The following is a 23,361-nucleotide window of genomic DNA, read 5'->3' as shown; positions in this document are numbered from 1 at the left end:
CTTCCCCTTGGTCACGTGACCCGCTTCCGTCGGGTGCCGGCCCGTGCGCACAGCGTTCGTGCTGGCGTGTGCGGCCAGCCCCGCCGTTGCTCGGATCAACCAGGGAGATCACATGAAGGTCCTGCTTTTCGGCGCCAGTGGCCAGATCGGCAGTGCGATCGCCGGCGAGCTCCTCGCCCGCGGGCACCAGGTCACCGGTGTCACCCGCGGCGGTCACATCGACGGAATCACCCACCCCGACCTCGTCGCGCGCGCCGGCGACGTCCGGGACGCGGGCACCGTCGCCGCGCTGGCGCCGGGCCACGACGCCGTGGCCTCCGCGGTCGGCCCCCGGCACGGCCGGGACGACGACCGCGACATCCTGATCGGTGCCACGGGCGGCCTGATCGACGGGCTGCGCAAGACGGACGTCCGGCGGCTGGTCGTCCTCGGCGGGGCCGGCAGCCTGCGCGTCGCGCCGGGCACGATCCTGCTGGACACACCGCACTTTCCCGAGATGTGGCGGGCGAACGCGACCGCGCAGAAGGACGCGCTCGCCCTCTACCGGGCGGCGGAGGACCTGGACTGGACCTTCGTCTCGCCGCCCGCCGAGATCCAGCCCGGTGAGCGCACGGGGACCTTCCGGGTCGGCGGTGACGACCTCCTGAAGGACGAGGAGGGCCGCAGCCGCATCAGCATCGCGGACTACGCCGCGGCATTCGTGGACGAGATCGAGCAGCCGACCGCGCTGCGCAGACGGATCAGCGTCGCCTACTGAGCGACCCGCACGGGCGCCTCACCAGGTGTCCGTCCTGTCGAAGGGAACATCACGATGGCTGGCACAGCCACAGCGGCGGCAGCAGGTGGGCGGGCCACGCGAACACGTGTCCTCGCGATTCTGGGTGCGCTCGTCGCCCTCGGCCCGCTCTCCACCGACGCCTACGTCCCCGCACTGCCCGATCTTGCTCCGGACCTCGGCACCAGTGCCTCCAGCGCGCAGCTGAGCATCACCACCTGCCTGGTCGGTCTCGCGGTCGGGCAGATCCTCGCCGGGCCGCTCAGCGACGCCTACGGTCGTCGGCGGCCGTTGCTCCTCGGGCTCACGCTCTACACGGTGGCGGGTCTGCTCTGCGCGGTGGCACCCTCCATCTGGCTGCTGGTCGCCCTGCGCGGCATCCAGGGTGTCGGCGGAGCGTTCGGCATCGTCATCGCCTACGCGGCGGTTCGCGACCAGTTCTCCGGCGTGGCGGCCGCGCGGTACTTCGCCATGCTGCTGCTGGTCACCGGGCTTGCTCCGGTGCTGTCCCCGCTGGCTGGCGGGCAGTTGCTGCGGGTCACCTCCTGGGAGGGCATCTTCGTCGCGCTCGCGGCGCTGAGCGGTCTGCTGCTGCTCGCCGCCGGCGTCGGCCTGCCGGAGACGCTGGCGCCGCAGAACCGGCACAGCGGCGGCCTGCGCCAGATGGGGCCGGTCTTCCGCCGGCTGCTGGCCGACCGGGTGTTCGTCGGCTACTGCCTCGCCAACAGCCTCGCGTTCGCCGCCATGTTCGCCTACATCTCCGGCTCGCCGTTCGTGCTGCAGGACATCCATGGTCTGAACCCGCAGGAGTACAGCCTGGTGTTCGCCGTCAACGCACTCGGGCTGGTGATCGCCGCGCAGGTCAGTGGCCGGGTCGTGCACCGCGTCGGTGGCCGATTCCTGCTCCGGCTGGGGCTGCTGGGGTCGATGGTGGGCGGGCTCGGTGTGGGCGCGGCGGTGCTCGCCGAGGCGGGTGTCGCCGCCCTGCTGGTCGCGCTGTTCGTCGTCGTCGCCAGCGTCGGCCTGGTGATGCCGAACGCGGCGGCGCTGGCGTTGGAGGACCATGGCGCTGTGGCCGGTACGGCGTCCGCGGTGTTGGGCTGCGCCCAGTTCCTGGTCGGCGGCTGCATCGCGCCGCTGGTCGGTGTCGCCGGCAACGACAGCGCGGTGCCCATGGCGATCGTGATCGCCGCGCTGGGCACGACCGCGCTGGCCGTCTTCCTCGGCCTGACCGGGTCGCGCGATCGTGCCGTCGGGCCGCCGACCACCGAGCCGGCCCTGCCGTCGGCGCCGACCGGAACCGCCAGGCGCTGAGGGCCGCTCATCGGAACACCGCGGCACCGCAGCACACGCGAGAGCAGCAGCACACGCGAGAGCAGCAGAGTGCCCACGAGGACACAGGAGGACGACATCCGATGACGACGCCCGCGGCCGGCCCCATCCCCTCCACACCTTCCGCTCCTGCCATCCCCTCCACCATCCCCTCCACCCCCGCGACTCCGTCCGCACGCTCCGCGTCCGCCGCGCCCTCGGCGCCTGGTGCCGTCTCCGTGCCGGCCACCAGATCCGAGGTGTCGACGGTGGGCTCGATCGCCGAGGGCAGGACGGTGATCGACGTCCTCGATGTGGAGCTGCGCGCGCTCATCGCCCGGCGGCTCGAGATCTCGCGGCGGATCCAGGAGATCCGCCTGTCGAGCGGCCGGCCGCGGGTGGAGTACTCCCGGGAGAGCGAGATCATCAGGTCCTGGCACGAGGCGTTCGGCCAGCCTGGCAGCCAGCTCGCCTTCGCGCTGCTCACGCTCTGCCGGGGCCCGGGCGACGCGGCCTCGGCCGGGTCCGGCTGACACGTCCGGTCAGCCGGACGAAACCGCGCCAGCCACCGGCCACCGGCCAGAACAGACAACATGGCGCTTCTCGTGCTGGACGAGAAGCGCCAGGTCAGTTGGCGGGGCGAAACGGCGGCGAGGACGTCCCGCCCGGGTTCTCCTCAGGCGACGATGCGCCAACCATGGGTGGTCAGGACGTCCTCGAGCCGGTCGCGTGCCCCCGGGACCACGGAAACCTCCAGCAGCCCACAGGCACGGCCGGGCGAGTGCTCCAGGAGCAGCTCCTCGACGTTGATCCCCGCCTTGCCGATGTCGGTCAGCATGTCGCCGAGGGCGCCCGGCGAGTCCGGCACGAGAACCGCGATGGACGCGTACACGGCCTTGGCGCCACCGTGCTTCCCGGGCAGTCGCCCCCGGCCGGTGTTGCCGTCGGACACCAGCCGAGCCACCGCGACCCGGGCGCCCTGGCTGGGCCCGCCCCGTTCCTTCTGACGCCCGCCGTTCCCGGTGTTCGCGCTGCCGTCCGGGTCGTCGCGAACCGCGGTGTCGTCGCGATCCGCGCCCGGCGGCTGCGCCTGCGCAGGCACCGGCGCGCCCTCGGTGGCCAGGGAACGCAGCGCCGCGATCACGTTGTCGAGGTCTCGGCGCAGCGGTTCGAGCACCTCGACGAGCGGTGCGGCGTTCGCGGAGAAGATCTGCGACCACAGCGCGGGATCGCTGCCGGCGAGGCGGGTCACGTCGGCCAGGCCCTGGCCGGCGACCGACAGCGCCTGCTCGGGTGCGTGGCTCAGCCGGGCCGCCACCAGGCTCGCCATGACCTGCGGCATGTGCGAGACCAGCGCGACCGCGTCGTCGTGCTCCTGCGCGGCCATGAGCAGGGAATGTGCTCCCAGGATGTATGCCAGCCACCGCACGGTCTCGACCCGGCCCGGGTCGCTTTCGGGGAACGGGCAGATGATCCAGGGCCGGCCGATGAAGAGGTCGCCCCTGGCCCCGATCGACCCGGAGCGCTCCCGGCCCGCCATCGGATGGCCCCCGACGTAGCGGGTCAGGTCGACGGATCGGGCGCGTAGCTCGGCCATCACCCGGGATTTGACGCTGGCGACGTCGGTCACCGTGGCCGTCGGATGTCTTCGCAGCTCGGCACTGATGACCTCGGAGGTCACATCCGGCGGGGTGGCGACGATGACGAGGCCGACGGCGCCCGCTGCCGGGGTGGCGGCGGGCTCACCGGCGCCGAGGTCGGCGGCGAGTGCCAGCGCGGTCGGCGAGGCGTCGTCCAGCAGCACCCGGATTCCGGCCGTGCGCAGGCCGAGGCCGATACTGGTCCCGAGCAGCCCGGTCCCGACCACGCGGACGGTTCCCAGCCCCGCGGTGATGGGGGTCGATGCCTGCCCTCGGGCCAGCGGCTTCTCGGCATTGGTCAGCGTCATGGCAGCTCCTTGCATCCGCGACGTGCTCCGTCGCGCGTTCCTGATGGGTCCGTGGCGCGAGTCCGCCGCGGCCCCGGATGGGTGGCCGCGGCGGACGGTTGGTTGTCGGTTGGCCGGCCGCCGTGGGACTGAACGGCACGCAGGCCTGGATGGCGCAGCAGGTCCGGATGGCGCAGCGGGTCCGGACGGCGCAGCAGATCCGGATGGCGCAGCAGGTCCGGAACCCTCGGCGGGGCCGGAAATCCTCAGCCGGACCTCGGCGGCGCGGCGGGCCCGGCGGCATGGGCGGCCACGAGGACAAGGGGGCCGCGGCCGTGTCGGGGAGCGGGCTCGCCGCGGAAGCCGCCGAGGCGGTCCACCACGGTCAGGCCGGCGGCGCCGATCAGACCCTCCAGCTCGGGCAGCGTGAGCACCGACTGGTCGAAGAAGTTCTCGTGCAGGGACACCCGGCCGTCCCGGTCCTGCACGAGCAGCGTTTCCTCGTGCCGCCAGACGGCTCGATGTGGTGAGACGGACTGCCGGGCCAGTTGGGTGATGAGGATGTCGTCGCGGTGGTGATGCTGGATCATCGCCGGCTGGAAGGTGTCGACGAAGTTGAGCAGGTGCGCCACGTCGAGGACGAGGCGCCCGCCCGGGCGCAGCCAGCGTGCCGCCGCGGTGAGAAGGTGGCCCAGATTCTCACGCGGCAGGAGGTTCAGCGTGGCGAAGACGCAGTAGACGAGATCGAAGCTTTCCTCGGTGTCGAAGCGGGCCAGGTCTTCACAGATATAGCTGATGCCGGGACCACCGGCGTTTTTGGCGTGATGGATGAAGGTCGTGCTGCGATCGACGCCGACCCCGGTATGGCCGAGAGCGGCCAAGGCCCGTAGGTTGGTACCGGTGCCGCAGCCCAGATCCAAGATACGGCCGCGCGCGGGAAGCAGCCCACCGAGAAATGTGGTCTCAGCGTCCAGATCCCGAAAGCTTCGCCGCATGACTTCGTAATAGCGGCCGGGGAACTCGAAGGTTGACACTCCCTGTCACCTTTCCGCGTGGTCCTGGGTGATGGATGGCAGTGATGAAGGGGCAGGGGCGGACGGCGGCGGTGGGCGGCCGGGCCGGGCCGCCACCCGTTCCTGGCCGCTATTCGTCGAGCAGGTCGGGTTGTTCGGCGGTGATCTCGTCCCAGAGCAGCTGGAAACTGAACCAGCCGAGCTGGGTGTCACCGAAGCCGGCGCGCGCGGCTGTGGCCTGCTCGTGGTCCATCGGTCGGGTCCGGCCGGCGGCGCGGGCCAGCAGCTGGACCCGCGCGCAGGCGTCATAGGTGAGGAACCAGTGGACGGCCTCGTCCACCGAGCCCCCGACGGTGATCAGTCCGTGGTGGCGAAGCAGGATCGCCCGGCGCGGACCGAGCTCGTCCGCGATCCGCTGGCCCTGCTCGACCGCGACGGACGGGCCGTCGTAGCCGTCGAAGTACACCTGGTCCTGATAGAAGGCCGCGGCCTCCTGGTTGATCGGTTCGAGCAGCTCACCGATGGCCCCGAGCGCGCGGGTGTGGGTGGTGTGGGCGTGCGCGGCCGCGACCGCGTCCGGCCGCAGCCGGTGGATGCGGGAGTGGATGGCGAACGCGCTCGGGTTGACCGGGTGGTCGCCGCGCACGACCCGGCCGGTCAGGTCGACGCAGATCAGGTCGCGCACCCGGACCTGGCTGAACGAGACCCCGAACGGATTGACCCAGAACAGGTCGTGATCACCCGGATCGCGTACCGAGATGTGGCCGGAGACTCCCTCTCCGAAGCCGTACCGACCGAACAGCCGCAGCGCGGCCGCCAGCCGCTGCCGGTGGTGTCGGCGGGCGTCGTCGACGGAGGCGAAGCTCGGTTCGGAGGGCATCGGCAGCCCGGTGGCGGTGTCGGCGAGGTAGCCGGGACGGGAGGCAACAGCGGCGGCGGGGTCGGCGGCGGTGCCGGCGTCGGGGCCGCGGTCGATCTCGGCGGTGGTCATGTGGATCCTCCGTGGATGTGTGGTCTGTCGTGGGCGGCCGCGGTCAGCGCAGGGCGAGGACACGCGGCGAGGCACGGTCGGCGAGCTCGGCGTGGGTGATCATGGCCTGGGTGATGTCGGCGCCGCGGTCGACCAGCGACGGGATGCCGAAGGTGAAGAACAGCGACCCGGCCGCGAGGTCGCCCAGCGCGTGCAGGCGGGTGCTGGGCCGGCCCTCGACGGTGAGCCGGCTGGTCGCGCGTTCGACGGCCAGCCCGCCGTGCGGGTGGGCCGCGGCGGCACCGGCCGCGACGAGCGAGGCGACCAGCGCGCGTGCCTGCACCGGGATGCGGTGGGCCGGCGGGCTGACCGCGTTGACCAGCGTGTCGCAGGAAAGGTCCTCGTGGGCGGTCGCAAGGGTGAAACCGCCGCCGGCGCGCTGCCGCACGCCGTGCAGCCCGGACCGGACCCGCAGCTGCCCGGCGTCCGCGAGGGCGAGCAGGGTGACGGCGGTGCTCGGCGGCATCGGGCAGCACAGGCTCATCAGCGCCCGGTAGTGATGAGTGAGAATGTGCGTCCGGTCGGCAGCTGACAGCAGCGGCCAGACGTCCGGGCCGGTCTCGGGTACCGCGCGCTGCAGGACGCGCAGGCCGAGGTCGGGGTCGTCGACCTCGGTGAGCTGGCGCCGCAGCCGGTCCACCGGACCCTGGCGGCCCAGGTCGAAGATCTCCTCGGCCAGCCTCGGCTCGTCGTGCCCGCCGTCGGCGAGCTCGCGCCGCATGAGATCGACGAGACGGGCCAGCGGGACGGGATCGCCACGCCGTGCCCAGGCCCGCAGCCGCTCCGGGGTGAAGTGCCGTAGCTCGACGTCCACCGGCCGCTGCCGGACCGCGGGCAGGACCCCGTGCCGGGACACCAGGCTGATCGGCCCCTGGTGGCCCTGCGCGGTCAGCCCGAGGACGGTGTCCACCGCGGTGAGGCCGCTGCCCAGGACGGCGACGTGCGCCTCCGGGTGGATGGCGGGGAGGCTGCGCGCGAGTGGGTACGGGTCGGCCACGAATCCCGGGCGGCCCCGCAGGGCGTAGGAGTCGTGCGGGCGCCCGACCCCGACGCACAGCACGGTGTAGTCCGCCGCGTGATGGCGGCCTTTCGCCGTCCGGAGCACCACCCGCTCGTCGGCCAGCACCGCGGCCGTGACGACGGTCCGCTCCAGGGCTACCTGCCAGCCGCGTTCCCGTAGCCGTGCGATGGCGGCCGCGGCGCTGTCGGCGAGGTAGTCCCCGTAGACGGCCCGGGCCACGAACGGTGTGCCGGTCCACGGGTCGGGCGCCACCAGGTGGCCGGACTGCCGCAGCCAGCGCGCGAAGTGATCCGGGTCGCCGTGCCGGATCGACATCTCCCGCGGGACCGCGTTGACACGGGCGGCGGGCACGTCGGTGGCATACGGGCGGCCGCGCCACGGCCGGGCCACCGGGTCGAACACGGTGACGCGGCCCACGGGGCTGTCCGCCTGGGACAGCGCGTCGAGCAGGCACACGGCGGCGGCGCCGGCACCCACGATCCCGATGTCCATGGTGCGCAGCAGCCGGGCACGGCGCCTGGTGGCGACCGTCCCGCCGGCGCTGCGCGACATGACGGCATCCATCACGCCTCCCGTCCGCGTGGCTGGTCCGAGCTGCGTGGCTGGTCTGATCCGGGTGGTCGGTCCGACGCCGTCAGGCGGGCGGCCACCAGACGGTCACGCAGCTCCGCGCGCCGCGGCTTGCCGATGCCGGTCTTCGGGATGGCCTCGCGCTCGACCGGGAGCACGTCCGCCTCGAGCCCGCCGAAGCGGCGGTGGATCAGCTCGCGGATCGCCCTGGTCGCGGTGTCGGCCTGGACGCCGTCGCGCAGCCGAACCGCCACGGTGAGCCGGTCGCGCCCGGCGGTGTGCGGAGCCGGCACGGAGCAGGCCACGACGTAGGACGGCTCGGCGAGACCGAGCTCCTCGACGGCGGACTCGATCTCATGCCCGTGGTAGGTGACGTCGCCGACCTCCACGAGGTCGTCGAGCCGTCCGGTCACGGTCAGCAGGCCGTCGACGATGTAGGCGAGGTCGCCGGTCCGGAACCAGCCGTCGTCGGTGAACGACTGCCGGTTCTGCGCCGGGTTGTTGAAGTACCCGGCGGTGATCGGTTCGCCGTCGACCTGCAGGCGCCCGATCCGTCCCTGCTCGACGATCTGCTGGCCCTCGTCGACGACGCGCAGCCGCACCCCGGGATGTGGCCTGCCGACGCTGACGAACCGCTCGTCGTGCTCGTCGGCGAGCGGGTCGAAGATCCGGTCGACGACTCCGGAGGAGGTCTCGGACATGCCCCAGCCGGGGTACATGGCGCTCGAGGGCAGGCCGTGCCGCGCCAGCAGGGACAGGAACCGGGCCGCGGTGCGCGGCTTCACCGGCTCACCGCCGTTCATGATGTAGCGCAGCGAGCTCAGATCCCACCGGCGGTCGCGCAGCTGTGCGGCGTGGTCGACCACCAGGCCGAAGGCGAAGTTGGGCGCCCAGGTGACGGTGCTGCGGTGGGTGTGCATGCCGTCCAGCCACCGGATGGGATCGGCGAGGATCCACCGCATCGGCGCGTGCACCTGGGTGCAGCGAAGGTAGACGTCCCGCACATGGAACATCACCAGGCCGCCGACGTGGTCCAGGGGCATCCAGTTGAACGACCGCTCGCCGGGGGTCAGGCCGTTCACGGCGGCGGTCGCCGCGCACCTGCTGAGAATGTTGCGGTGGGTGAGCATGACCGCCTTGGGCCGGCCGGTGCTGCCCGAGGTCAGCAGCAGCACGGCGAGGTCCTCGGGGGCGCTGTCGTGCCAGCGGCGGTCGGGCCGTGGCGCGGGGAGGTCCTCGACGTCGCCGAGCCAGCGGCCCGCCGGCGGTCTGCCCGTGCGCCCGCCGGTCCGGCCCGTGACGACCCAGGGATCGTCGAGCAGGTCGCAGACGGCGAGCAGGACCTGCTCGGTCTCGGGCCGGTCCCGCTCGCCGCCCACCGAACGGACCGGGACCGGCACGTAGCCGCCCAGGACACAGGCCCAGAACGCGGCGAGGAGGTCCGGCTCGTTGCTGATCTGCAGGACCACGGTGGCGCCTGGCACGAGCCCGGCACCCGAGCCCTCGCCGCGGGCCGCCTGCTCGGCCGCCTGCCGCAGGCCGCCGAGCAGCCGGCCGGCCTGATCGAGCAGCGCCGGGTAGTCCTGGCGCAGGCGGGTGCCGTCGGCGCGCAGGTACTCGATCCGGCCTGGCCCGGGGGTGCGTGCGGCCCTGGCGAGCGCCGCGCCGATGTTCCACAGGGTCGGTTCCACGGCCCGCCCGCCGTCGAGGACGGCCGGAAGAACAGTGACTGGAGGAGAGGGGGAAACAGTGTCGACGCCGGGTTGCATACTCATCGGGCGGTCTGCGACTTTCCTTGGTTTAGGGGCGGATGGGTAGCCGGTCGGTAACCGGCCACCCATCCGCGACCACGTCTGGAGCTGGGTGGACCTCTCGGTCGGTAACGGCGGAAGCACTCCAGCCTGACCGTGAGGTCATCGCGGTTCGCGCGATATCTCACGCGGTATATGTGGGGTTCTCGGCCGGGCTGCGGCCAGGCCGCCGGCCGGCTTATCGGAAGGCGGCCGCCGGTGTGCCCTTCTCCTGGCGAGTCGCCTTCCCGAGGCTGTGGTAGGTGCCGTGGACGAAGATGAGCGGTTCGGTGTTCGCGGTCGCGTCAACCGCGACTACCTCCCCGATGACCAGAACGTGATCGCCGACATCGAGGTGGCTGGTGTACACGCATTCGAGCCAGCTGGCGGAACCGACAACCGCCGCCCCGGTCCGCGGCCCCGTACCGGTGACCAGCGTCGTGACGTCGCCCTCCCGGGCGGCGCGCCCGCGGGCGAACTGCCGTGCCAGCTCCTCCTGCCCTTCGCCGAGAATCGACACCGCCCACACGTGGGAGGCCAGCAGATCGGCGAGGAACCGGGAGTCTCTGGCGAAGGACAGCGAGACCAGCGGCGGGTCCAGGGAAAGCGACTGCAGCGAGTTCGCCGTCATGGCGTCGTGACGGCGGCCGTCCGGGCCGTTGCGACAGGTGGTGATGACGCAGACACCGGTCGCGAACGAGCGCATCACCTGGCGCAGGTCGTTTCCGTTCATCAGTGCTCGCCGGACCAGCGGCCGCGCCGCCATCCGTCCAGGTCGTAGTCGTCCATGCACTGCTGGACGAAGGCGCCGTACTCGTCGAGCAGGCCCTTCCCCCGTGACCAGTCGAGGGTGTCCAGGCGCACCTGGTCCGGACCGCCGGCGTAGTTGCGCTCGTACAGCTCGTGCCGGCCGCCGAACTCGGAGCCGATCGCGTCCCAGGCGAGCTTGAAGAGCTTGACCCGCTCCTCGGCTGTGCCGGCGGACCCGCGGTAGTAGCGGTCGATGAGCGGCCGCAGCTCCTCGTTGCGCATGTCGTCGGCGCTGGCCGGCGTCATCAGCAGCGCCGCGGCCAGGTGCTCCTCGAAGAAGGCGTGGGTGCGGTCCCAGCTCAGCGGTGCCAACGCGCGGTAACCGGCCGAGTAGTCCATCCGGGGCAGGACCGTCCCGCCCGGGCCGGGCTCGGGATCCGTCGCCATGGCGGTGGTGACGGCCCAGGTGAGATGGCGCCAGGCGAGCAGTTCGCCGAGCCCGGCCCGCACTCCCCGGAACTCGTGCGTTCCGTTCAGGCGGGTGCCCCGGTCCAGCAGGCCGGCCATGAACTCCAGCTTGACGGCCATCCTGATGGCGCCCTGGAAGAAGCCGCGGCTGAGCAGTCCCGACCGGGGGAAATACTGGTGGATCTTCTCCGTGTCCCGGTAGATGAGGATGTTCTCCCAGGGGATGAACGCACGGTCGAAGACGAGCACCGAGTCGTTCTCGTCGAAGCGTGCCGACAGCGGGTTGTCGTAGGGGCTGTTCGCCTTCCGCTCGTAGGACGGGCGGCAGATGACCTTCATCCCCGGGGTGTTCAGCGGCGCGATGAAGGCGAGGGCCATGTCGTCGGCCTTGCCCGCCTCCAGGTTCGCCAGATGGATCTGGCCGACGAACGAGGCGTGGGTCAGGGCCGCGGCGGTGCCCATCAGCTTCGCGCCGCTGACCACGATGCCGCCGTCGCGTTCCTCGACGACCCGCAGGTAGACGTCGCGGATGTCGTGCGCCGGCCGGTTGCGGTCGACGGGCGGGTTCACGATGACATGGCTGATGGACAGGCCCCGGCGGGCGTATCGCTCGTACCAGCCGCGCGCGCTGGAGCTGAAGGGCTCATAGAAGTCCTGGGTGACGGCCAGGCCGGCCATGAACGACGCCTTGTAGTCCGGCGTGCGGTTCATGAATCCGTAGCTGAGCCGGGCCCAGTGCTCGATGGCGTCGCGCGCGGCCAGCAGTTCCTCGGCCGAGTGGCTCGGGGTGAAGAACCGGTGGACCCGCGCGCCGGTGTACCGGTCGACCGTCGTCATCAGGTCCTGGCTGCTCGGGTCATGCAGGGCGTCGTACAGATGCGCGGTGGACCGGGCGGCCTCCCGGAAAGCGGGATGCGCGGTGACGTCGGCGACCTTCTCGCCGTAGAGGTAGACCTCCCGGCCGTCGCGCAGGCTTTCCAGGTAGGCATCCCCGGTGAGCAGGTCGTTCGGCGGGTTGGTGGGCAGTGCGGTTCCGGCATGGCCGGCGGTGGCGGCGTTACCGGCGGTACCGGCGGTTTCGGTCGGCGTGACGGCGGGCCCGTCGATTTTTACCTCGGTGGTCATCGAGGTTGACCTCTTTCCTGTTCCTCGGCGAATCCACAGCAGATCTCACGCGGCCAACTGGGCGGTTGGTGTGATCAATGTAGTGGCGTGCCGAGGCCTCGTCCGCCGATAATGCGCACCGGATTTTGTCGATTCACGAACTGGGCCGATGGTAGCGGTAAACGAATGTTGATCTGTTATGTGAGTCACTTCTTGCGATGGTTGTCCGAACTACCGTTCCGGCTCCGATCACCGGCCACCGGCTGGTTCTTCCTGGTGGCCTCGGCCGCTTGCTCGGGCGCTGTTCATCGGAATCGTGCCATGTCCGCCGCGCGACACCGCGGCCTGGGGCTCGCGGGGTTGACTCGCCCGACGCCGCGCCACAAGAATTCTGCTGAGCTTACGTACCCGGCGACAGGTGCCCAGGACCTGCCGTAGCGCCTGGCGTGCGTTTTCGGGGCGGCCGTTTCGATCGATGGCCGTTCGTGTCCCATGGCAGCATTGCCGCCATCTCCGGGCCGCCGGGCTCGCGCGCGGTCAACCGGAAAGCAGCTTCTGGCCGGCTTTCTTCGGACGGGCTTCTCTGTTCCTCTCCAGGTGCAGAACATTTGGGTTTCGACCGAGATCGGCGAACGTGATGAATCTTCGGGAATCACAGTGGACCTGCTGAGAACCTGGGAGGGGTGGGGCGACGACGCGTTTGAGAACTGGCGTCATCACGTCCGTGCCGTCTGCGGGCCGGTGGCCGTGACGAACCGGACGTCGGGCCGGTACGTGGGCCGGATAGCGAGTGGCAGTTTCGGTGCGTTGGGTGCCGTGACGATGTCCGCCGACCCGCTTGAGATCACCTACGCGCCCCCGCCGGCGACGACCCGGGACCGTGGCTTCTACTTCTGTCAGGTGGGTTCCGGGCTCGTCGAGGTGCATCAGTATGGGCGGGTCGCCGTCGTGGGTGCCGGCGACCTGGTGGCGTTCGACGGGGCGAACCCGTACAGCCTGATCATGCCGGAGCGGTTCAGCCTGACCGCGATCGTGGTCAGCCGGGACCGGCTCGGTCTGCACCCGGCGACCGCGGCCCTGCTTGCCGCGCGGCACTGGGGCAGCGCGCCGGGCATGGCCGCGACGCCGGGCACGGTCGCGACGCTGTCGCGGCTGCTCACCATCCTCGGCTATCACATGGCCGGGGTGGTGGTCGCCGGTGCGCAGCCGCTCGTCGACGGTCTGGCCGCCCTCATCGAGCGGTTCGTCCTGGAGCTGACGGTCGGGCAGGTCGAGCGGAGCGTGCGCCACGACCTGCTGGAGCGCATACAGCTTTACGCCCGTGAGCATCTGGCCGAGGAGTCGCTCTCGCCCGCCGCACTCGCCCAGCGGCACCGGATCTCGGTGCGGTACCTCCAGAAGCTCTTCGCGGACGAGGGCGTCGGCCCGTCCACCTGGATCCGGCGCGAGCGGCTGGCCCGTGCCCGCGCGGATCTGGAGGACCCCCGGCTGGCCGCGGTCTCCGTCGCCCGGATCGGCGAACGGCACGGTCTGCGGGGAAGCTCGCATTTCAGCCGCGCCTTCCGGGATCACTACGGAATCACCCCCAGGCAGTGCCGCCACAACGCCGCGACAGGTTCCCAACCAACTTGTTAGTATGCAACCGGTCGCCCAGTGCCGCGACCGCACGGCCTTCCAGGCGTTGTCCCGACCACGACCCTCGGACGCACCCGCGCGGGGGCCAGACCGGCGAGAAGTGGGATCGAATGACGACAAAGATTGCGATCAACGGCTTCGGGCGGATCGGCCGGAGCTTTTCTCGGGCGGTCCTGGACCGGCAGGCCGACCTCGAGGTCGTCGCGGTCAACGACCTGACCGACCCCGAGACCCTGGCCCACCTCCTGCGCTACGACACCGTGCTGGGTCGGTTCCGGGGGGAGATCGAGGCCCTCGGCGACAGCCTCGTCGTCGACGGCAGGAAGATCCTGGTCCTGGCCGAACGCGACCCACGCGCACTGCCCTGGGGCGATCTCGGAGTCGAAATCGTCGTCGAGTCGACCGGTGCGTTCACCAAGGCGAGCGCTGCCCGCGGCCACCTCGAGGCGGGTGCACGGAAGGTGATCATTTCGGCCCCGGCCACCGGTGAGGACATCACCCTCGTCTACGGCGTCAACCACCACCAGTACGACCCGGACCGGCACGACATCATCTCCAACGCCTCCTGCACCACGAACTGCCTGGCGCCGATGGCAAAGGTGATAAACGAGGCGGTGGGCATCGACCACGGGGCCATGACCACCGTGCACGCCTTCACCCAGGACCAGAACCTGCAGGACGGCCCGCACCGTGACCTGCGCCGGGCCCGCGCGGCCACCCAGAACATCGTGCCGACCAGCAGCGGCGCGGCGACCGCGATCGGCCGGGTGCTCCCCGAGCTGGACGGGCGCCTCACCGGGTTCGCGCTGCGGGTGCCGGTCGTCACCGGCTCGGCGACCGATCTCACGGTCACGGTCAGCCGCCCGACGTCGGTCGAGGAGGTCAACAGCGCCCTGCGCGCCGCGGCCAAGGGCCCGCTCGCCGGAATCCTCGAGTACACCGAGGCGCCGATCGTCTCGAGTGACATCGTCACCAATCCGGCGTCCTGCATCATCGACGGCGGGCTCACCACACTGGTCGGCGGCACGCTCAAGGTCGTCGGCTGGTACGACAACGAGTGGGGCTTCTCCAACCGGCTGGTCGACACCGTCTCGCTCGTCGGCACCGCCGCAGGCACCGCTGTCGGCGCTGCTGCCGACGCCACCGCCCGCGCTACCGCCGGCTCGGCGGTCAGCGCCGCCAGCTGAGGACGTCCAGTGGAAGCTTCACGACCTGGCCAGGCCCATCGCGGCGAGCAGATGGTCCAGCGCCGCGCCGGCGAGGGCCATGAGGCCTGGGGCTCGCCCATGTTCGACGGCACGATCTCCTGGGCCTTCGCGGACTTCCTCCACCGGCAGCCGATGGTCTTCATCGGCGCCGGTGACCCCGACGGCGCGGTCTGGTCGACCATGATCGCCGGCGGGGTGGGCTTCGCCGAGGCCACCAGCGCCCAGTCGGTGGTGCTGCATGCCCTCCCGCCACCGGGTGACCCGCTGCGCGGTGCGTTCGAGAGCGAGACCAGCATCGGCATGCTCTCCATCGACTTCGCGCGGCGGCGCCGGATCCGGCTGAACGGTCGGGCGCGCCGAGCCGGAGACACCCTCGAGGTGCGGACCGACCAGGTGCTGGGCAACTGCCCCAAGTACATCAACCGGCGGGTCGTCGTCGACGTCGTCTCCGGGGAGGTGCGACCGCGTCCGGAGAACGCCCGCCGGACGGCCCTCGCCGTCGACGAGTGCCGCTGGATCCAGGAAGCCGACACCTTCTTCATCGCCAGCCGGACGGATGACCTCGGGGCCGACGCGTCACACCGGGGCGGCCCGCCCGGATTCGTCACGGTGGAGAGCCCGACCAGGCTGAGCTGGCCCGACTACCTCGGTAACTCCTTCTACATGACGCTCGGCAACGTCGTGCTGGACGACCGCGCCGGGCTGCTGTTCGTCCGCTGGGAGACCGGCGACACCCTGCACCTGACCGGCCACTGCGGCATCGACTGGGACCCCGAGCACGCGGCGGACCGGCCCGGTGCGTTGCGCGTGGTCTACTTCGAGATCGACCAGGTGACCCGCGTCGACGCTGCGACCCCGCTGCGGTGGCAGGCGCTCGACCACTGACGGCCGGCTGCCGACCAGCGCTGTCGCCGACCAGCGCTGTCGCCGACCGGCCCGGTCAGTTGAGGGCGGCCTCGAAGGCGAGGAACGTGGCCAGCGCCGCCGTGACGACCGCTTCCGCCCGTGTCTCGTCCGTGCCCACCCACTGGCGCAGGACCATGCGCAGGTCACGCCAGCGGCGGCCGACCTGGTCCCCGTACGGGGTGAAGTAGGAGTAGGCGCCGGCCAGGTCGGCCCGGGCGCCCAGGTAGCGCGCGATCAGCTGGCCGCCGAGGGTCGCGCCCTCGGTGACGTAAAGGGCGCCGAACCCGGCGGCCACGTCGTCCATGGCGGGGACCGCCGTCGCCGGGAGTGCCGTCAGCATGTCTGGTGCCACGCCGAGGGCGTGCAGGTCCTGGATCAGGCTGCCGAGCTTGTGGCGCCCCGGCCAGTCCAGCAGTGGATCTTCAAATTCGTGGAACAACGTGTCAAGGCGCGGTTCGAGCACCAGGTGGAGGCGGTAGAAGGCGATCATCACCTCGCGGTAACGTGCCTGCGGGATTTCTGGATCGTCCAGCCCGACGCAGGCCTCGACCCGTGCGTGCGCCATCGCCGTGGCACGGCGCAGGCGCAGCATGATGTCGCCGTCACCGAGTGAGCCGGTGGGATCGCTCGCGATCACGGAGTCGGAGTTCGCCGCCGAAGCGTCCACGTGCACCGCCTGAGTGTCCACCTGGTCAGCGTAGCGAGGCGGGCGGCCCGCGCAGCCGGATTCGGACTCTTGCCCGACGCTGGTGCGGCGGATGCCGTATCCCGGGGCCCGGTTCGTCTCCGGGTGGCACGCACCCGGTTGCTGCCCGCTATGTCACGATCCCGGGTGTGGCGTTGACCGGTCTTCGAGATGAGAGCATCCGCCCGTTCGCCCAGGGGCGAGTCTGGGGGCCACACGGCTCCTACGAGGCGGTGTCCGCCGTCGCCGACTTCGCCGTCGACCCGCATGCGGCCGCCAACCACGGGATCGTCGACCTCGAGCGGGCCGCCGATCCCGACGGCCTGGTGCGCTTCGACGCGGACCTGCGCCTGCTCCGTCCGAGCGGGCGGGCTGGCAACGGGCGGCTGCTGTTCGTCATCGCGAACCGCGGCCTGCTCGGCGGGGTGCCCTTCTCCGCGGGCACACCGCTGATGCAGATCGCCCCCTTGGACGCACTCGACCCGGGCGACGGCTTCCTGCTCGCCCAGGGCTGGACGATCGCCTGGTGCGGCTGGCAGTGGGACGTCACCCGCGGCGACGCCGGGACCACGGGCACCACAGGTGCCGCCGGTATCGCCGGCATCGGCCTGCGCGCGCCGACCGCGGCCGGCGTCGAGCCGGGATGGATCCGGGTGGAGTTCCGGCCCGACGCAGACCAGGGCACGCACGCCCTGTCTGACTCGTCGCTGTTCTTCACCTTCACCGAATACCCGACCGCCGACATCGACGACCCGCAGGCGGTCCTCACCGAGCAGCTGGCCCCGGACGCGCCGCCGCGTCCCGTCGAACGCGAGCGCTGGCGGTTCGTCGACGAGCGGACGGTGGCCCTCGACGGCGGCTTCCAGGCCTTCCACTGGTACACGCTGACCTACCGGACGTCGCTGTGCCCGGTCGTCGGCACCGGGCTGCTCGCGGTGCGCGACGCCGTGTCGTGGCTGCGCCGCGACGGCTCGTTCACCCACGCGTTCGGGTACGGCGTCTCGCAGTCGGGCCGGTTCCTGCGCCAGTTCCTGCACGAGGGCCGCAACGTCGACGAGGGCGGCGCGGCGGTCTTCGACGGCGTCCTCGCCCACATCGCCGGTGCCCGGCGGGGCGAGTTCAACCACCGATACGCCCAGCCGTCGCTGACCCATCCGCTCGGTTTCCCGAACCTGCCGCCGTACGACACCGCCGGCCTGCTCGAACCGCAGCGCGCACTCGGCGCCATCCCGAAACTGTTCCTGACCAACAGCTCGTGGGAGTACTGGCGGGGCGACGGCGCGCTGGTGCACGTCGACTCCGACACCGGCGACGACCTGCCCGACGACCCCGACGCGCGGGTCTACCTGCTCGCCGGCACCGACCACTTCGGCGCGATGCCGACCGCGCTGAAGGAGCTGATGCCGGCGGCGAACCCGGTCCACGACCACGACGTCGGACCGGTCCTGCGCGCGTTGTTCGTCGCGCTCGTGCAGTGGGCCTGCGACGGCGTCGAGCCCCCACCGAGCCAGGTGCCCCGCCACACCGACGGAACGGCCACCACCCGCGCAGAGGTTCTCGAACGTTTCGCCGCTGCCGGCGCGGCGGTGCCCGACCTGGACGCCCTCAACATCACCCGGGATGTCGACCTGGGCCCGCAGGCCGCGGCCGGCGTCGGGCGTTGGCCGTTGCGGCTCGGCGCCGCGAGACCCGCGATCGTTCCGGCGATCGACGCCGGCGGCAACGAGATCGCCGGGGTGGCGTTACCGGCCGTCGCGGTACCGGTGGCCGCCTACACCGGGTGGAATCCTCGCCGGCCGGTTCCCGGCCTCCCGACCCCGCTGTACGAGTTCCTCGGCAGCAGGCTGCCCCTGCTCACCGGCCCGCCCGCCTTCGCGGACCGAGACGACTACGAGACGGCCGTGCGCGCCGCGGCTAGGCGGCTCGTCGCCGCCCGGTTCCTGATGGCAGAGGACGTGGAGGCCACCGTGGGCGAGGCACTCGCCGCCTACGACCGGGCTGCTGATTCCTGATCGATCGGAGTCCTCTGGGAGCGGTGCGGATCTGCCGGCCCACGATCGCCGGCGAGGCGCGCTGCGGCGTGCACACGGGGGTGCAGGCTTCCACGGGCCGAGTGACGGGTATCGGGAACCGCGGTGCCATCCCGCTGGCATGCCCTGCCTCCGCACAATGCAACGGTGCGGTCAGGACTGCCGGCCGGTCAGCGGGGTCGGCGACGTCTCGCCAGCCGTGGGCCCCAGAAGCCGAACGACAGCAGCACCAGGCCGGCGACGACGAGGAGGGCCAGGCCGGCGCTGCTGTAGGCGAGACCGCTGAGCGCGTCGCCGACCCGCTCCAGCGCGCCCCGGCCCTTGCCCCGCACCGCGCCGCCGAGCCAGATCTCGTCGCCCTGGCCCGGCGCCGCCTGCGTCACCGACGCCTGCGCGGCCTCGGGCAGGCCGGGGGCGACCCGGTCCGACTCCGCCGCGTCGACAGCGCGCATCGGCACGTGGGAGAAGTCGACGCCGCCGTAGAAATACCTGTACGTCGTGACGACGCCGCCGCTCTCGACCTGCCGGGTGAGGTCGAACTCGCCCTCGCGGTAGGAGCGGACGTAGGCGTCGAAGGTGTCCCTCGGCTTCCAACCGGACTCAGTCGTCCACCGGTCGACGTCGCCGCTGTCGATCACGTCCGCGTAGGTGGCGTGATGACGCAGGGTGCGTGCCCGGTACCACTCGGCGGCGATCCGGGCCAGGTAGACGCGGCGCAGGTCGGCGTACTCGGGCGCGGTATTGATCTGTTCCTTCAGCTTCGGCAGGACGAGGGTCCGGTAGAGCTCCTCCTCGGCCGCGGTGACGGCCGGATCCTGCCCGGGGCAGGACCCGGCCGTCCCGGTACCACCGGGCAGCGTGTGCGTGGCCTCGGTCTGGACGTCGAGCGGGGCGTCGAGGATGTAGAGGCTGTCGCCGTCCTCGCGGACGCTCGCCGGCGCGGGGACGATCCAGTTCCGTTCGGTCAGGCAGCCACCCTGGGAGCGGGCCCAGTACTCCTGGCCGAGCGCCGTGTCCGGGTGGATCAGTTCGGCGCTCGTCTGCTTCATCCGTAGGTCCGCCTCGAGCAGGATCCGACCGACGTCGGTGCGGCCGAGTTCGGCGTCGACGATACGGTCCGGTTCGTTCGGGCTGAGGTTCACCCAGAACGTCGATGGGTCGAGCGCGAGCCAGACAAAGAACGCATCCGAGGTCTCCTGGGCGACCGTGAGCCCGGTGCTTGCCCGGGGGTCGCCCGCCAGCGGGTCCCGGCGGGCGTTGAACGCGTACTCGAGGCCGCTGCCGGAGTCGCTGAGATAGCGCAGTTCGAGAGTGGTGAAGTCGACGCCACCCGGGTCGAGGTCCGCGCCGGCCAGCGCGTCCGCCAGCCCGGTCGACTTCGTGCCCTGCCCGCCGCATCCGGCCGCGAGGACGGCGCGCACGACGAGCGGGCCGAGCCCTTGGGGCTTGCCCGGGCAGTCGCCGGAAAGGGTCGTGTGGAAGATCTCCTGGGCGGCCACGCCGCCGGCGCGCACGTCACGCTCGTAGTTGTCCCGGGCGGTGTCCAGGTGCACCTGCAGGTTCCCCCTCGCCTGCGCCGCGCGGGCCTCGTCGATGGCGTCGTACTCGGCGTTGATCGCCGCCTTCTTCGCCTTCTTGGTCTCCTCGCTGCCCGACGCGTGGTCGACTTTGGCGAGCTTGGCCTGCCGCTGGGCCGTCTCCTCGATCGTCAGACCGTAGGGCTCCAGGTATGACGTCGGCACGCTCGACGGGTAGATCGGCGCGCACCGCGGGCACTGCTGGCGTTCCGACCCCCCGTGGAGCACGGCCACGGCCTTTTTGGTCACGCCCGCCATGCGCACGCGGATCTGCTGGAGAGCCTCCTCCGAATGGGTGCTCGATCGCTCGTCGACGTTCGTCCGGCTGAGCGCGCTGGCGACATACACCCGGGAGTAGCCGGCCTTCGCGAGCTCGCGGTAAAGCGCGTCGCCGATGTACTTCCGGGCCGTGGCGAGATCCATCGTGTCGACCCGCAGCGCCGCCCCGATGCTGTTGTCAATCTTTGTGCCGACGGTCTGCCCGAAGATGCCCTTCAGAAAGCCTTCGTCGACCGTACGCGGATCCCAGATCTCGACGGCGACGTTCTTGATGGCGCTGAGCGCCTGGAACGACGTCTGGGCCCTGTTGGCCGCCAGACGCAGGAACAACGCCTGGCGGAAGATCGGCTCGTCGTAGTAAGTATCCAACCGGGTGCCGACGGCCGCGCCCGGGGGCTTGGTCGCCGAACTCGGCGGCGCCAGTCCGACCAGCAGGACGGCGAGAGTCGCCAGCAGGGCCGCCGCCGCGCGCCACCGCGCGCCGTCAGGCCGGCGTGCCCTGATCATCGACAGCCTCGGCCCGGTCAGGCTCGGTTCGCGCCTGAACAAGGTAGGCGGCCAGGGTGGCGTCCGCGTCGGGCCCGGCGCCGGCCCGGGCCCGACGGTAGACGAGCACGCTGGCCGAGGCGAGGGCGGCCAGCGCCAGCAGGTCGACGACAACGCTGGCGGTCACCGACGACGCAGTCGAACACGTTCGTCGGTTCGCCAGGTCGTCGAAGTCCAGCGTCGGCCGGTAGCCGTAGCTGACATCGCAGGCCGCCGCCGGCCGGGGGGGCGCCGCGACTAGCAGGAACGACGCCACCAGGACGGCCGCGGCCAGTCGGAACGCGGTTCTCATGACGCTCCAGGATCGAGTGCGTCGGCCAGTGCCTGCCGTAGGCGCGGCACCTTCGTCTCGTTCAGGCGTTCTGCCTCGCGCTGGCCCGGCTCCACGCCGGGAGGCCGCCATCGGCTGCCAACAAGCTCGAGCTGGGCCGCCTGCAGGCGGCCCAGCGCCACCGCAGCCGGCCGGCCCCGGGTTCGCCACGTGGTGACCAACGTCCATAGCCGCCGGCCGGGGTCGAGCAGAATCTTCGCCTCGATGTCGCCGACGATCCCGCTCGCACGCGCATCCTCCATGGCCCTGGCCCCGGCGGCGGCCCGGGTCCGCCGGGCTATCACCAGCAACACCGCGGCGAGGGCTATGAACGGTGTCTGCGTGACCAGCCACAGCCCCGGGGAGACGATCAGTGTGTCGAAGACCGTGCCGTTCGCCAGGTCCCGGTGCGCCAGCTTCGAGAACAGGGCCGCCAGGTTCTCCGTGCCCACGTAGCCACCGACCGCCGCCAGCAGCCCGGTGCCGGCCACCTGGAGTTGCTGGCGCCGGTCGCGCAGCTGGAAGGCGACCCCGAGGGCCGCCCCGGCGAGCGCGCCGAACGTGACCGGCCCGCCGAGCAGGCCGATCGACTGGTGGATCCAGTACTGGAATCCCGGGGTCGAGCCGTTGATGAAACCCAGCGACCCGAACAGCTTGATGAACAGGACGCTGTCGCTGAACGCGATCCCCAGGCCGACGGCCGCACCGAGGACGAGGCCTGTCGTCAGGTCAACGATCCGGCCGCGCAGCAGAATCAGCAGCACCAGCACGCCGGCGGCGGCGGTGAGTTGGTAGAGCACGCCGAAGTGCAGTGTGACGAAGTCGAGCGTGCGCATCTGGGACCGGAGCAACCCCTGGAGGTCGTCCTCGGTGCCCTTCGCCTGGTGCGCGTACACAAGCCCGAACAGCAGGCCGGTGCAGGCCCGGACGAATCCCGCCGCGACCAGCGCGCCCCAGCCGAAGGCGGCGAGCAGCACCCGCGCCGGCAGCCGGGCGAAACGCTGGCAGTTGTTGTGCAGCAGCCAGAGCACGAGGGCAGTGCTGGGAATGCAGGCCAGTGTCACCAGCGGATAGGTGAAGTAGACCGTCAGCGGGATCAGCGCGAACGGCCCGACCAGCGCCGCCACGGTCAGCCACAGCAGCTCCGTCGCGTCCCGGCCCGTCCTCGGCCGGAACAGGGCGACCGCCTGGAGCACCACCCCGACGACGATCCCGACGAGCACCAGCCAGAAGACGGCTCGGGGCATCGAGAGCAGCCGCCCGAATGAGCTGGAGTCGTCCGGCAGCTTTTCGAGGATCGTCAGCGACGCCTCGTTCGGCCCGAGCCGCGGCCTCGTCAGGTTCAGCAGTACCTCGAGAAGGTACAGACCAGTCGCCGCCCTGCAGACCAGCAGCGCCCGCGCGCCCGCGCGGGCGTAGACGTCGTCCGCCTCGCCCACCGCCGGTGCCACCGCCCCGGCGTCGCCCGCGGTCATCCGGCACCTCCCGGCAGCGCCGGCTGCGTTGGCAGCGTTGGCAGCGTCGGCAGTTCGAAGTCCGTCGGGAAGTCCGTCGGGAATTCAGGGAAGCCCGTGGGGAACAGGCCGGTGAATCCCGGCAGGGTTGGCACAGCCGGAGCCGTCGGAATGGTCAGTTCGGGGGTCTGGGGAGAGGTCGCGCCCGTCAGGATGACGACGAGCGCCACGACGAACAGCAACGCCCCAGCCACCCCGCCGCCGAACAGAAGCCGAAGCTGCACGGGTAACGAAGGGTCAGCGACGTCAACGGCCTCGTTTTGGTCTATCACCCTCACCACTCGGAGAAAGGGGGGAAGCCCCCGCCACGTCGGAGGACGTATCGAGGCCGGGCACGCACGCACCCTAAACCCTCACCGGCAGTACTGTGACACACTCCGGCCGAATGTGGGACATTTTTCCAGGAGCGGCTCACCGAATTCCCCACCCAGTTCCGGTCCTGTGGGGTGTCAGAACTCGTCCACCGGTGTTGAGCTGGGGTTTTAGGTGGCTCGTTCGTATTCGTTGGTCAGGCCGCCGAGGGCGGGCTTGCGTTGCTCCGTTCCTCGGCCAGATCCGCGACGGGATGGTCGGGCCGTGGTGGTTGAAGGCCGCGGCTGCGGTGGGGGCGTCCGCTAGCTGCGCAGCCTCTACCCGCCCGACGTCCGGATCGCGATCATCTGCGACATCTACGCGCCGCACCTGACGACCCGCGTCGACAGCCGGGTCGGGGACTGGGCCGCGGCGAACAACGTCGAGATCGCCTACACCCCGACGAACAGTTTCCAAGAACTTGACGCGGGACAACAGCGCTGGCGTCGATCATTGCGTTCGGCATGCCCGCGCGGAGGGCGTCCGCGGCGTCCGCGGAGTCCGCGGAGTCCGCGGAGTCCGCGGAGTCCGCGGTGTCGAGGCGGCCGGGGGGCCGGCGTG

The 23,361-nt window shown here is 71.4% G+C and carries 19 protein-coding genes; 7 read left to right on the top strand and 12 right to left on the bottom strand.

What is annotated here, in order from left to right; genetic code table 11:
• The first annotated feature begins 112 nt into the window (after positions 1-112).
• The 3 genes from ACG83_RS32040 to ACG83_RS32030 all read left to right on the top strand — a co-directional run bounded on the left by ACG83_RS32040 (position 113) and on the right by ACG83_RS32030 (position 2,619).
• Positions 113-757, top strand: coding sequence for an NAD(P)-dependent oxidoreductase (locus tag ACG83_RS32040; protein ID WP_054569968.1), 645 nt, complete (start codon positions 113-115; stop codon positions 755-757).
• 54 nt (positions 758-811) lie between these two features.
• Entirely contained in the window at positions 812-2,089 is a 1,278-nt protein-coding gene (locus ACG83_RS32035; protein ID WP_063793266.1) for a multidrug effflux MFS transporter, read from the top strand.
• A 101-nt stretch (positions 2,090-2,190) separates the two neighbouring features.
• Positions 2,191-2,619: a chorismate mutase gene (locus ACG83_RS32030; protein ID WP_083473757.1), complete on the top strand. Its 429-nt coding sequence runs from the start codon at positions 2,191-2,193 to the stop codon at positions 2,617-2,619.
• 143 nt (positions 2,620-2,762) lie between these two features.
• Here the strand turns inward: ACG83_RS32030 and ACG83_RS32025 are convergent, their stop codons facing one another.
• The 7 genes from ACG83_RS32025 to ACG83_RS31995 all read right to left on the bottom strand — a co-directional run bounded on the left by ACG83_RS32025 (position 2,763) and on the right by ACG83_RS31995 (position 11,681).
• Positions 2,763-4,034, bottom strand: coding sequence for a prephenate dehydrogenase (locus tag ACG83_RS32025; protein ID WP_083473756.1), 1,272 nt, complete (start codon positions 4,032-4,034; stop codon positions 2,763-2,765).
• A 245-nt stretch (positions 4,035-4,279) separates the two neighbouring features.
• On the bottom strand, positions 4,280-5,047 hold the full coding sequence (locus tag ACG83_RS32020) for a bifunctional 2-polyprenyl-6-hydroxyphenol methylase/3-demethylubiquinol 3-O-methyltransferase UbiG (protein ID WP_054569966.1): 768 nt from the start codon (positions 5,045-5,047) through the stop codon (positions 4,280-4,282).
• Between the two features lie 109 nt (positions 5,048-5,156).
• Positions 5,157-6,017, bottom strand: coding sequence for a class II aldolase/adducin family protein (locus ACG83_RS32015; protein WP_083473755.1), 861 nt, complete (start codon positions 6,015-6,017; stop codon positions 5,157-5,159).
• A 43-nt stretch (positions 6,018-6,060) separates the two neighbouring features.
• The gene (locus ACG83_RS32010) at positions 6,061-7,629 is read right to left on the bottom strand and encodes an FAD/NAD(P)-binding protein (RefSeq protein ID WP_161934819.1); all 1,569 of its coding nucleotides are present in this window, start codon (positions 7,627-7,629) and stop codon (positions 6,061-6,063) included.
• Positions 7,630-7,640: 11 nt separating this feature from the next.
• Entirely contained in the window at positions 7,641-9,422 is a 1,782-nt protein-coding gene (locus ACG83_RS32005; RefSeq protein ID WP_161934818.1) for an AMP-binding protein, read from the bottom strand.
• A gap of 214 nt (positions 9,423-9,636) precedes the next feature.
• Entirely contained in the window at positions 9,637-10,170 is a 534-nt protein-coding gene (locus tag ACG83_RS32000; RefSeq protein WP_054570025.1) for a flavin reductase family protein, read from the bottom strand.
• Positions 10,170-11,681, bottom strand: coding sequence for a 4-hydroxyphenylacetate 3-hydroxylase family protein (locus ACG83_RS31995; RefSeq protein WP_054570024.1), 1,512 nt, complete (start codon positions 11,679-11,681; stop codon positions 10,170-10,172). Before ACG83_RS31995 ends, ACG83_RS32000 begins: the two co-directional genes overlap by 1 nt.
• A gap of 735 nt (positions 11,682-12,416) precedes the next feature.
• On the opposite strand from ACG83_RS31995, the gene ACG83_RS31990 reads away from it, so the two are divergent.
• From ACG83_RS31990 to ACG83_RS31980, 3 genes are all read left to right on the top strand, one after another.
• Entirely contained in the window at positions 12,417-13,394 is a 978-nt protein-coding gene (locus ACG83_RS31990) for a helix-turn-helix domain-containing protein (protein WP_054569963.1), read from the top strand.
• Between the two features lie 110 nt (positions 13,395-13,504).
• Entirely contained in the window at positions 13,505-14,581 is a 1,077-nt protein-coding gene (gene gap, locus ACG83_RS31985) for a type I glyceraldehyde-3-phosphate dehydrogenase (RefSeq protein WP_083473751.1), read from the top strand.
• A 9-nt stretch (positions 14,582-14,590) separates the two neighbouring features.
• Positions 14,591-15,487: a pyridoxamine 5'-phosphate oxidase family protein gene (locus tag ACG83_RS31980; RefSeq protein ID WP_131831275.1), complete on the top strand. Its 897-nt coding sequence runs from the start codon at positions 14,591-14,593 to the stop codon at positions 15,485-15,487.
• 55 nt (positions 15,488-15,542) lie between these two features.
• Here ACG83_RS31980 and ACG83_RS31975 read toward each other — a convergent pair whose 3' ends face one another.
• Positions 15,543-16,175: a biliverdin-producing heme oxygenase gene (locus ACG83_RS31975; protein ID WP_054570023.1), complete on the bottom strand. Its 633-nt coding sequence runs from the start codon at positions 16,173-16,175 to the stop codon at positions 15,543-15,545.
• 167 nt (positions 16,176-16,342) lie between these two features.
• Between ACG83_RS31975 and ACG83_RS31970 the strand changes: the two genes are divergently transcribed.
• Entirely contained in the window at positions 16,343-18,205 is a 1,863-nt protein-coding gene (locus ACG83_RS31970) for an alpha/beta hydrolase domain-containing protein (protein ID WP_054569961.1), read from the top strand.
• A 188-nt stretch (positions 18,206-18,393) separates the two neighbouring features.
• Here the strand turns inward: ACG83_RS31970 and ACG83_RS31965 are convergent, their stop codons facing one another.
• The 4 genes from ACG83_RS31965 to ACG83_RS31950 are packed head-to-tail and all read right to left on the bottom strand — an operon-like array spanning position 18,394 to position 22,631.
• On the bottom strand, positions 18,394-20,586 hold the full coding sequence (locus tag ACG83_RS31965; protein ID WP_054569960.1) for a hypothetical protein: 2,193 nt from the start codon (positions 20,584-20,586) through the stop codon (positions 18,394-18,396).
• The gene (locus ACG83_RS31960; protein ID WP_054569959.1) at positions 20,564-20,917 is read right to left on the bottom strand and encodes a hypothetical protein; all 354 of its coding nucleotides are present in this window, start codon (positions 20,915-20,917) and stop codon (positions 20,564-20,566) included. The genes ACG83_RS31965 and ACG83_RS31960 overlap by 23 nt, the downstream gene beginning before the upstream one ends.
• Positions 20,914-22,410, bottom strand: a complete 1,497-nt coding sequence (locus tag ACG83_RS31955) for a PrsW family glutamic-type intramembrane protease (RefSeq protein WP_054569958.1) — start codon at positions 22,408-22,410, stop codon at positions 20,914-20,916. Before ACG83_RS31955 ends, ACG83_RS31960 begins: the two co-directional genes overlap by 4 nt.
• Positions 22,407-22,631 carry a hypothetical protein gene (locus tag ACG83_RS31950; protein ID WP_131831276.1) on the bottom strand — a complete coding sequence of 75 codons (225 nt, stop codon included), beginning with the start codon at positions 22,629-22,631 and terminating at the stop codon, positions 22,407-22,409. The genes ACG83_RS31955 and ACG83_RS31950 overlap by 4 nt, the downstream gene beginning before the upstream one ends.
• Positions 22,632-23,361: the final 730 nt, after the last annotated feature.

Source organism: Frankia sp. R43 (assembly GCF_001306465.1).
In the GTDB taxonomy this organism is placed as follows: domain Bacteria; phylum Actinomycetota; class Actinomycetes; order Frankiales; family Frankiaceae; genus Parafrankia; species Parafrankia irregularis.
Note: the sequence above shows the minus strand (reverse complement) of the source record. Positions and strands in the feature narration are given on the sequence as shown.

Coding starts and splice junctions, on each gene's coding strand:
- ACG83_RS32040 (WP_054569968.1), top strand. CDS start 113: ATGAAGGTCCTGCTTTTCGGCGCCAGTGGCCAGATCGGCAGTGCGATC.
- ACG83_RS32035 (WP_063793266.1), top strand. CDS start 812: ATGGCTGGCACAGCCACAGCGGCGGCAGCAGGTGGGCGGGCCACGCGA.
- ACG83_RS32030 (WP_083473757.1), top strand. CDS start 2,191: ATGACGACGCCCGCGGCCGGCCCCATCCCCTCCACACCTTCCGCTCCT.
- ACG83_RS32025 (WP_083473756.1), bottom strand. CDS start 4,034: ATGACGCTGACCAATGCCGAGAAGCCGCTGGCCCGAGGGCAGGCATCG.
- ACG83_RS32015 (WP_083473755.1), bottom strand. CDS start 6,017: ATGACCACCGCCGAGATCGACCGCGGCCCCGACGCCGGCACCGCCGCC.
- ACG83_RS32010 (WP_161934819.1), bottom strand. CDS start 7,629: ATGTCGCGCAGCGCCGGCGGGACGGTCGCCACCAGGCGCCGTGCCCGG.
- ACG83_RS32005 (WP_161934818.1), bottom strand. CDS start 9,422: ATGAGTATGCAACCCGGCGTCGACACTGTTTCCCCCTCTCCTCCAGTC.
- ACG83_RS32000 (WP_054570025.1), bottom strand. CDS start 10,170: ATGAACGGAAACGACCTGCGCCAGGTGATGCGCTCGTTCGCGACCGGT.
- gap (WP_083473751.1), top strand. CDS start 13,505: ATGACGACAAAGATTGCGATCAACGGCTTCGGGCGGATCGGCCGGAGC.
- ACG83_RS31965 (WP_054569960.1), bottom strand. CDS start 20,586: ATGATCAGGGCACGCCGGCCTGACGGCGCGCGGTGGCGCGCGGCGGCG.
- ACG83_RS31960 (WP_054569959.1), bottom strand. CDS start 20,917: ATGAGAACCGCGTTCCGACTGGCCGCGGCCGTCCTGGTGGCGTCGTTC.
- ACG83_RS31955 (WP_054569958.1), bottom strand. CDS start 22,410: ATGACCGCGGGCGACGCCGGGGCGGTGGCACCGGCGGTGGGCGAGGCG.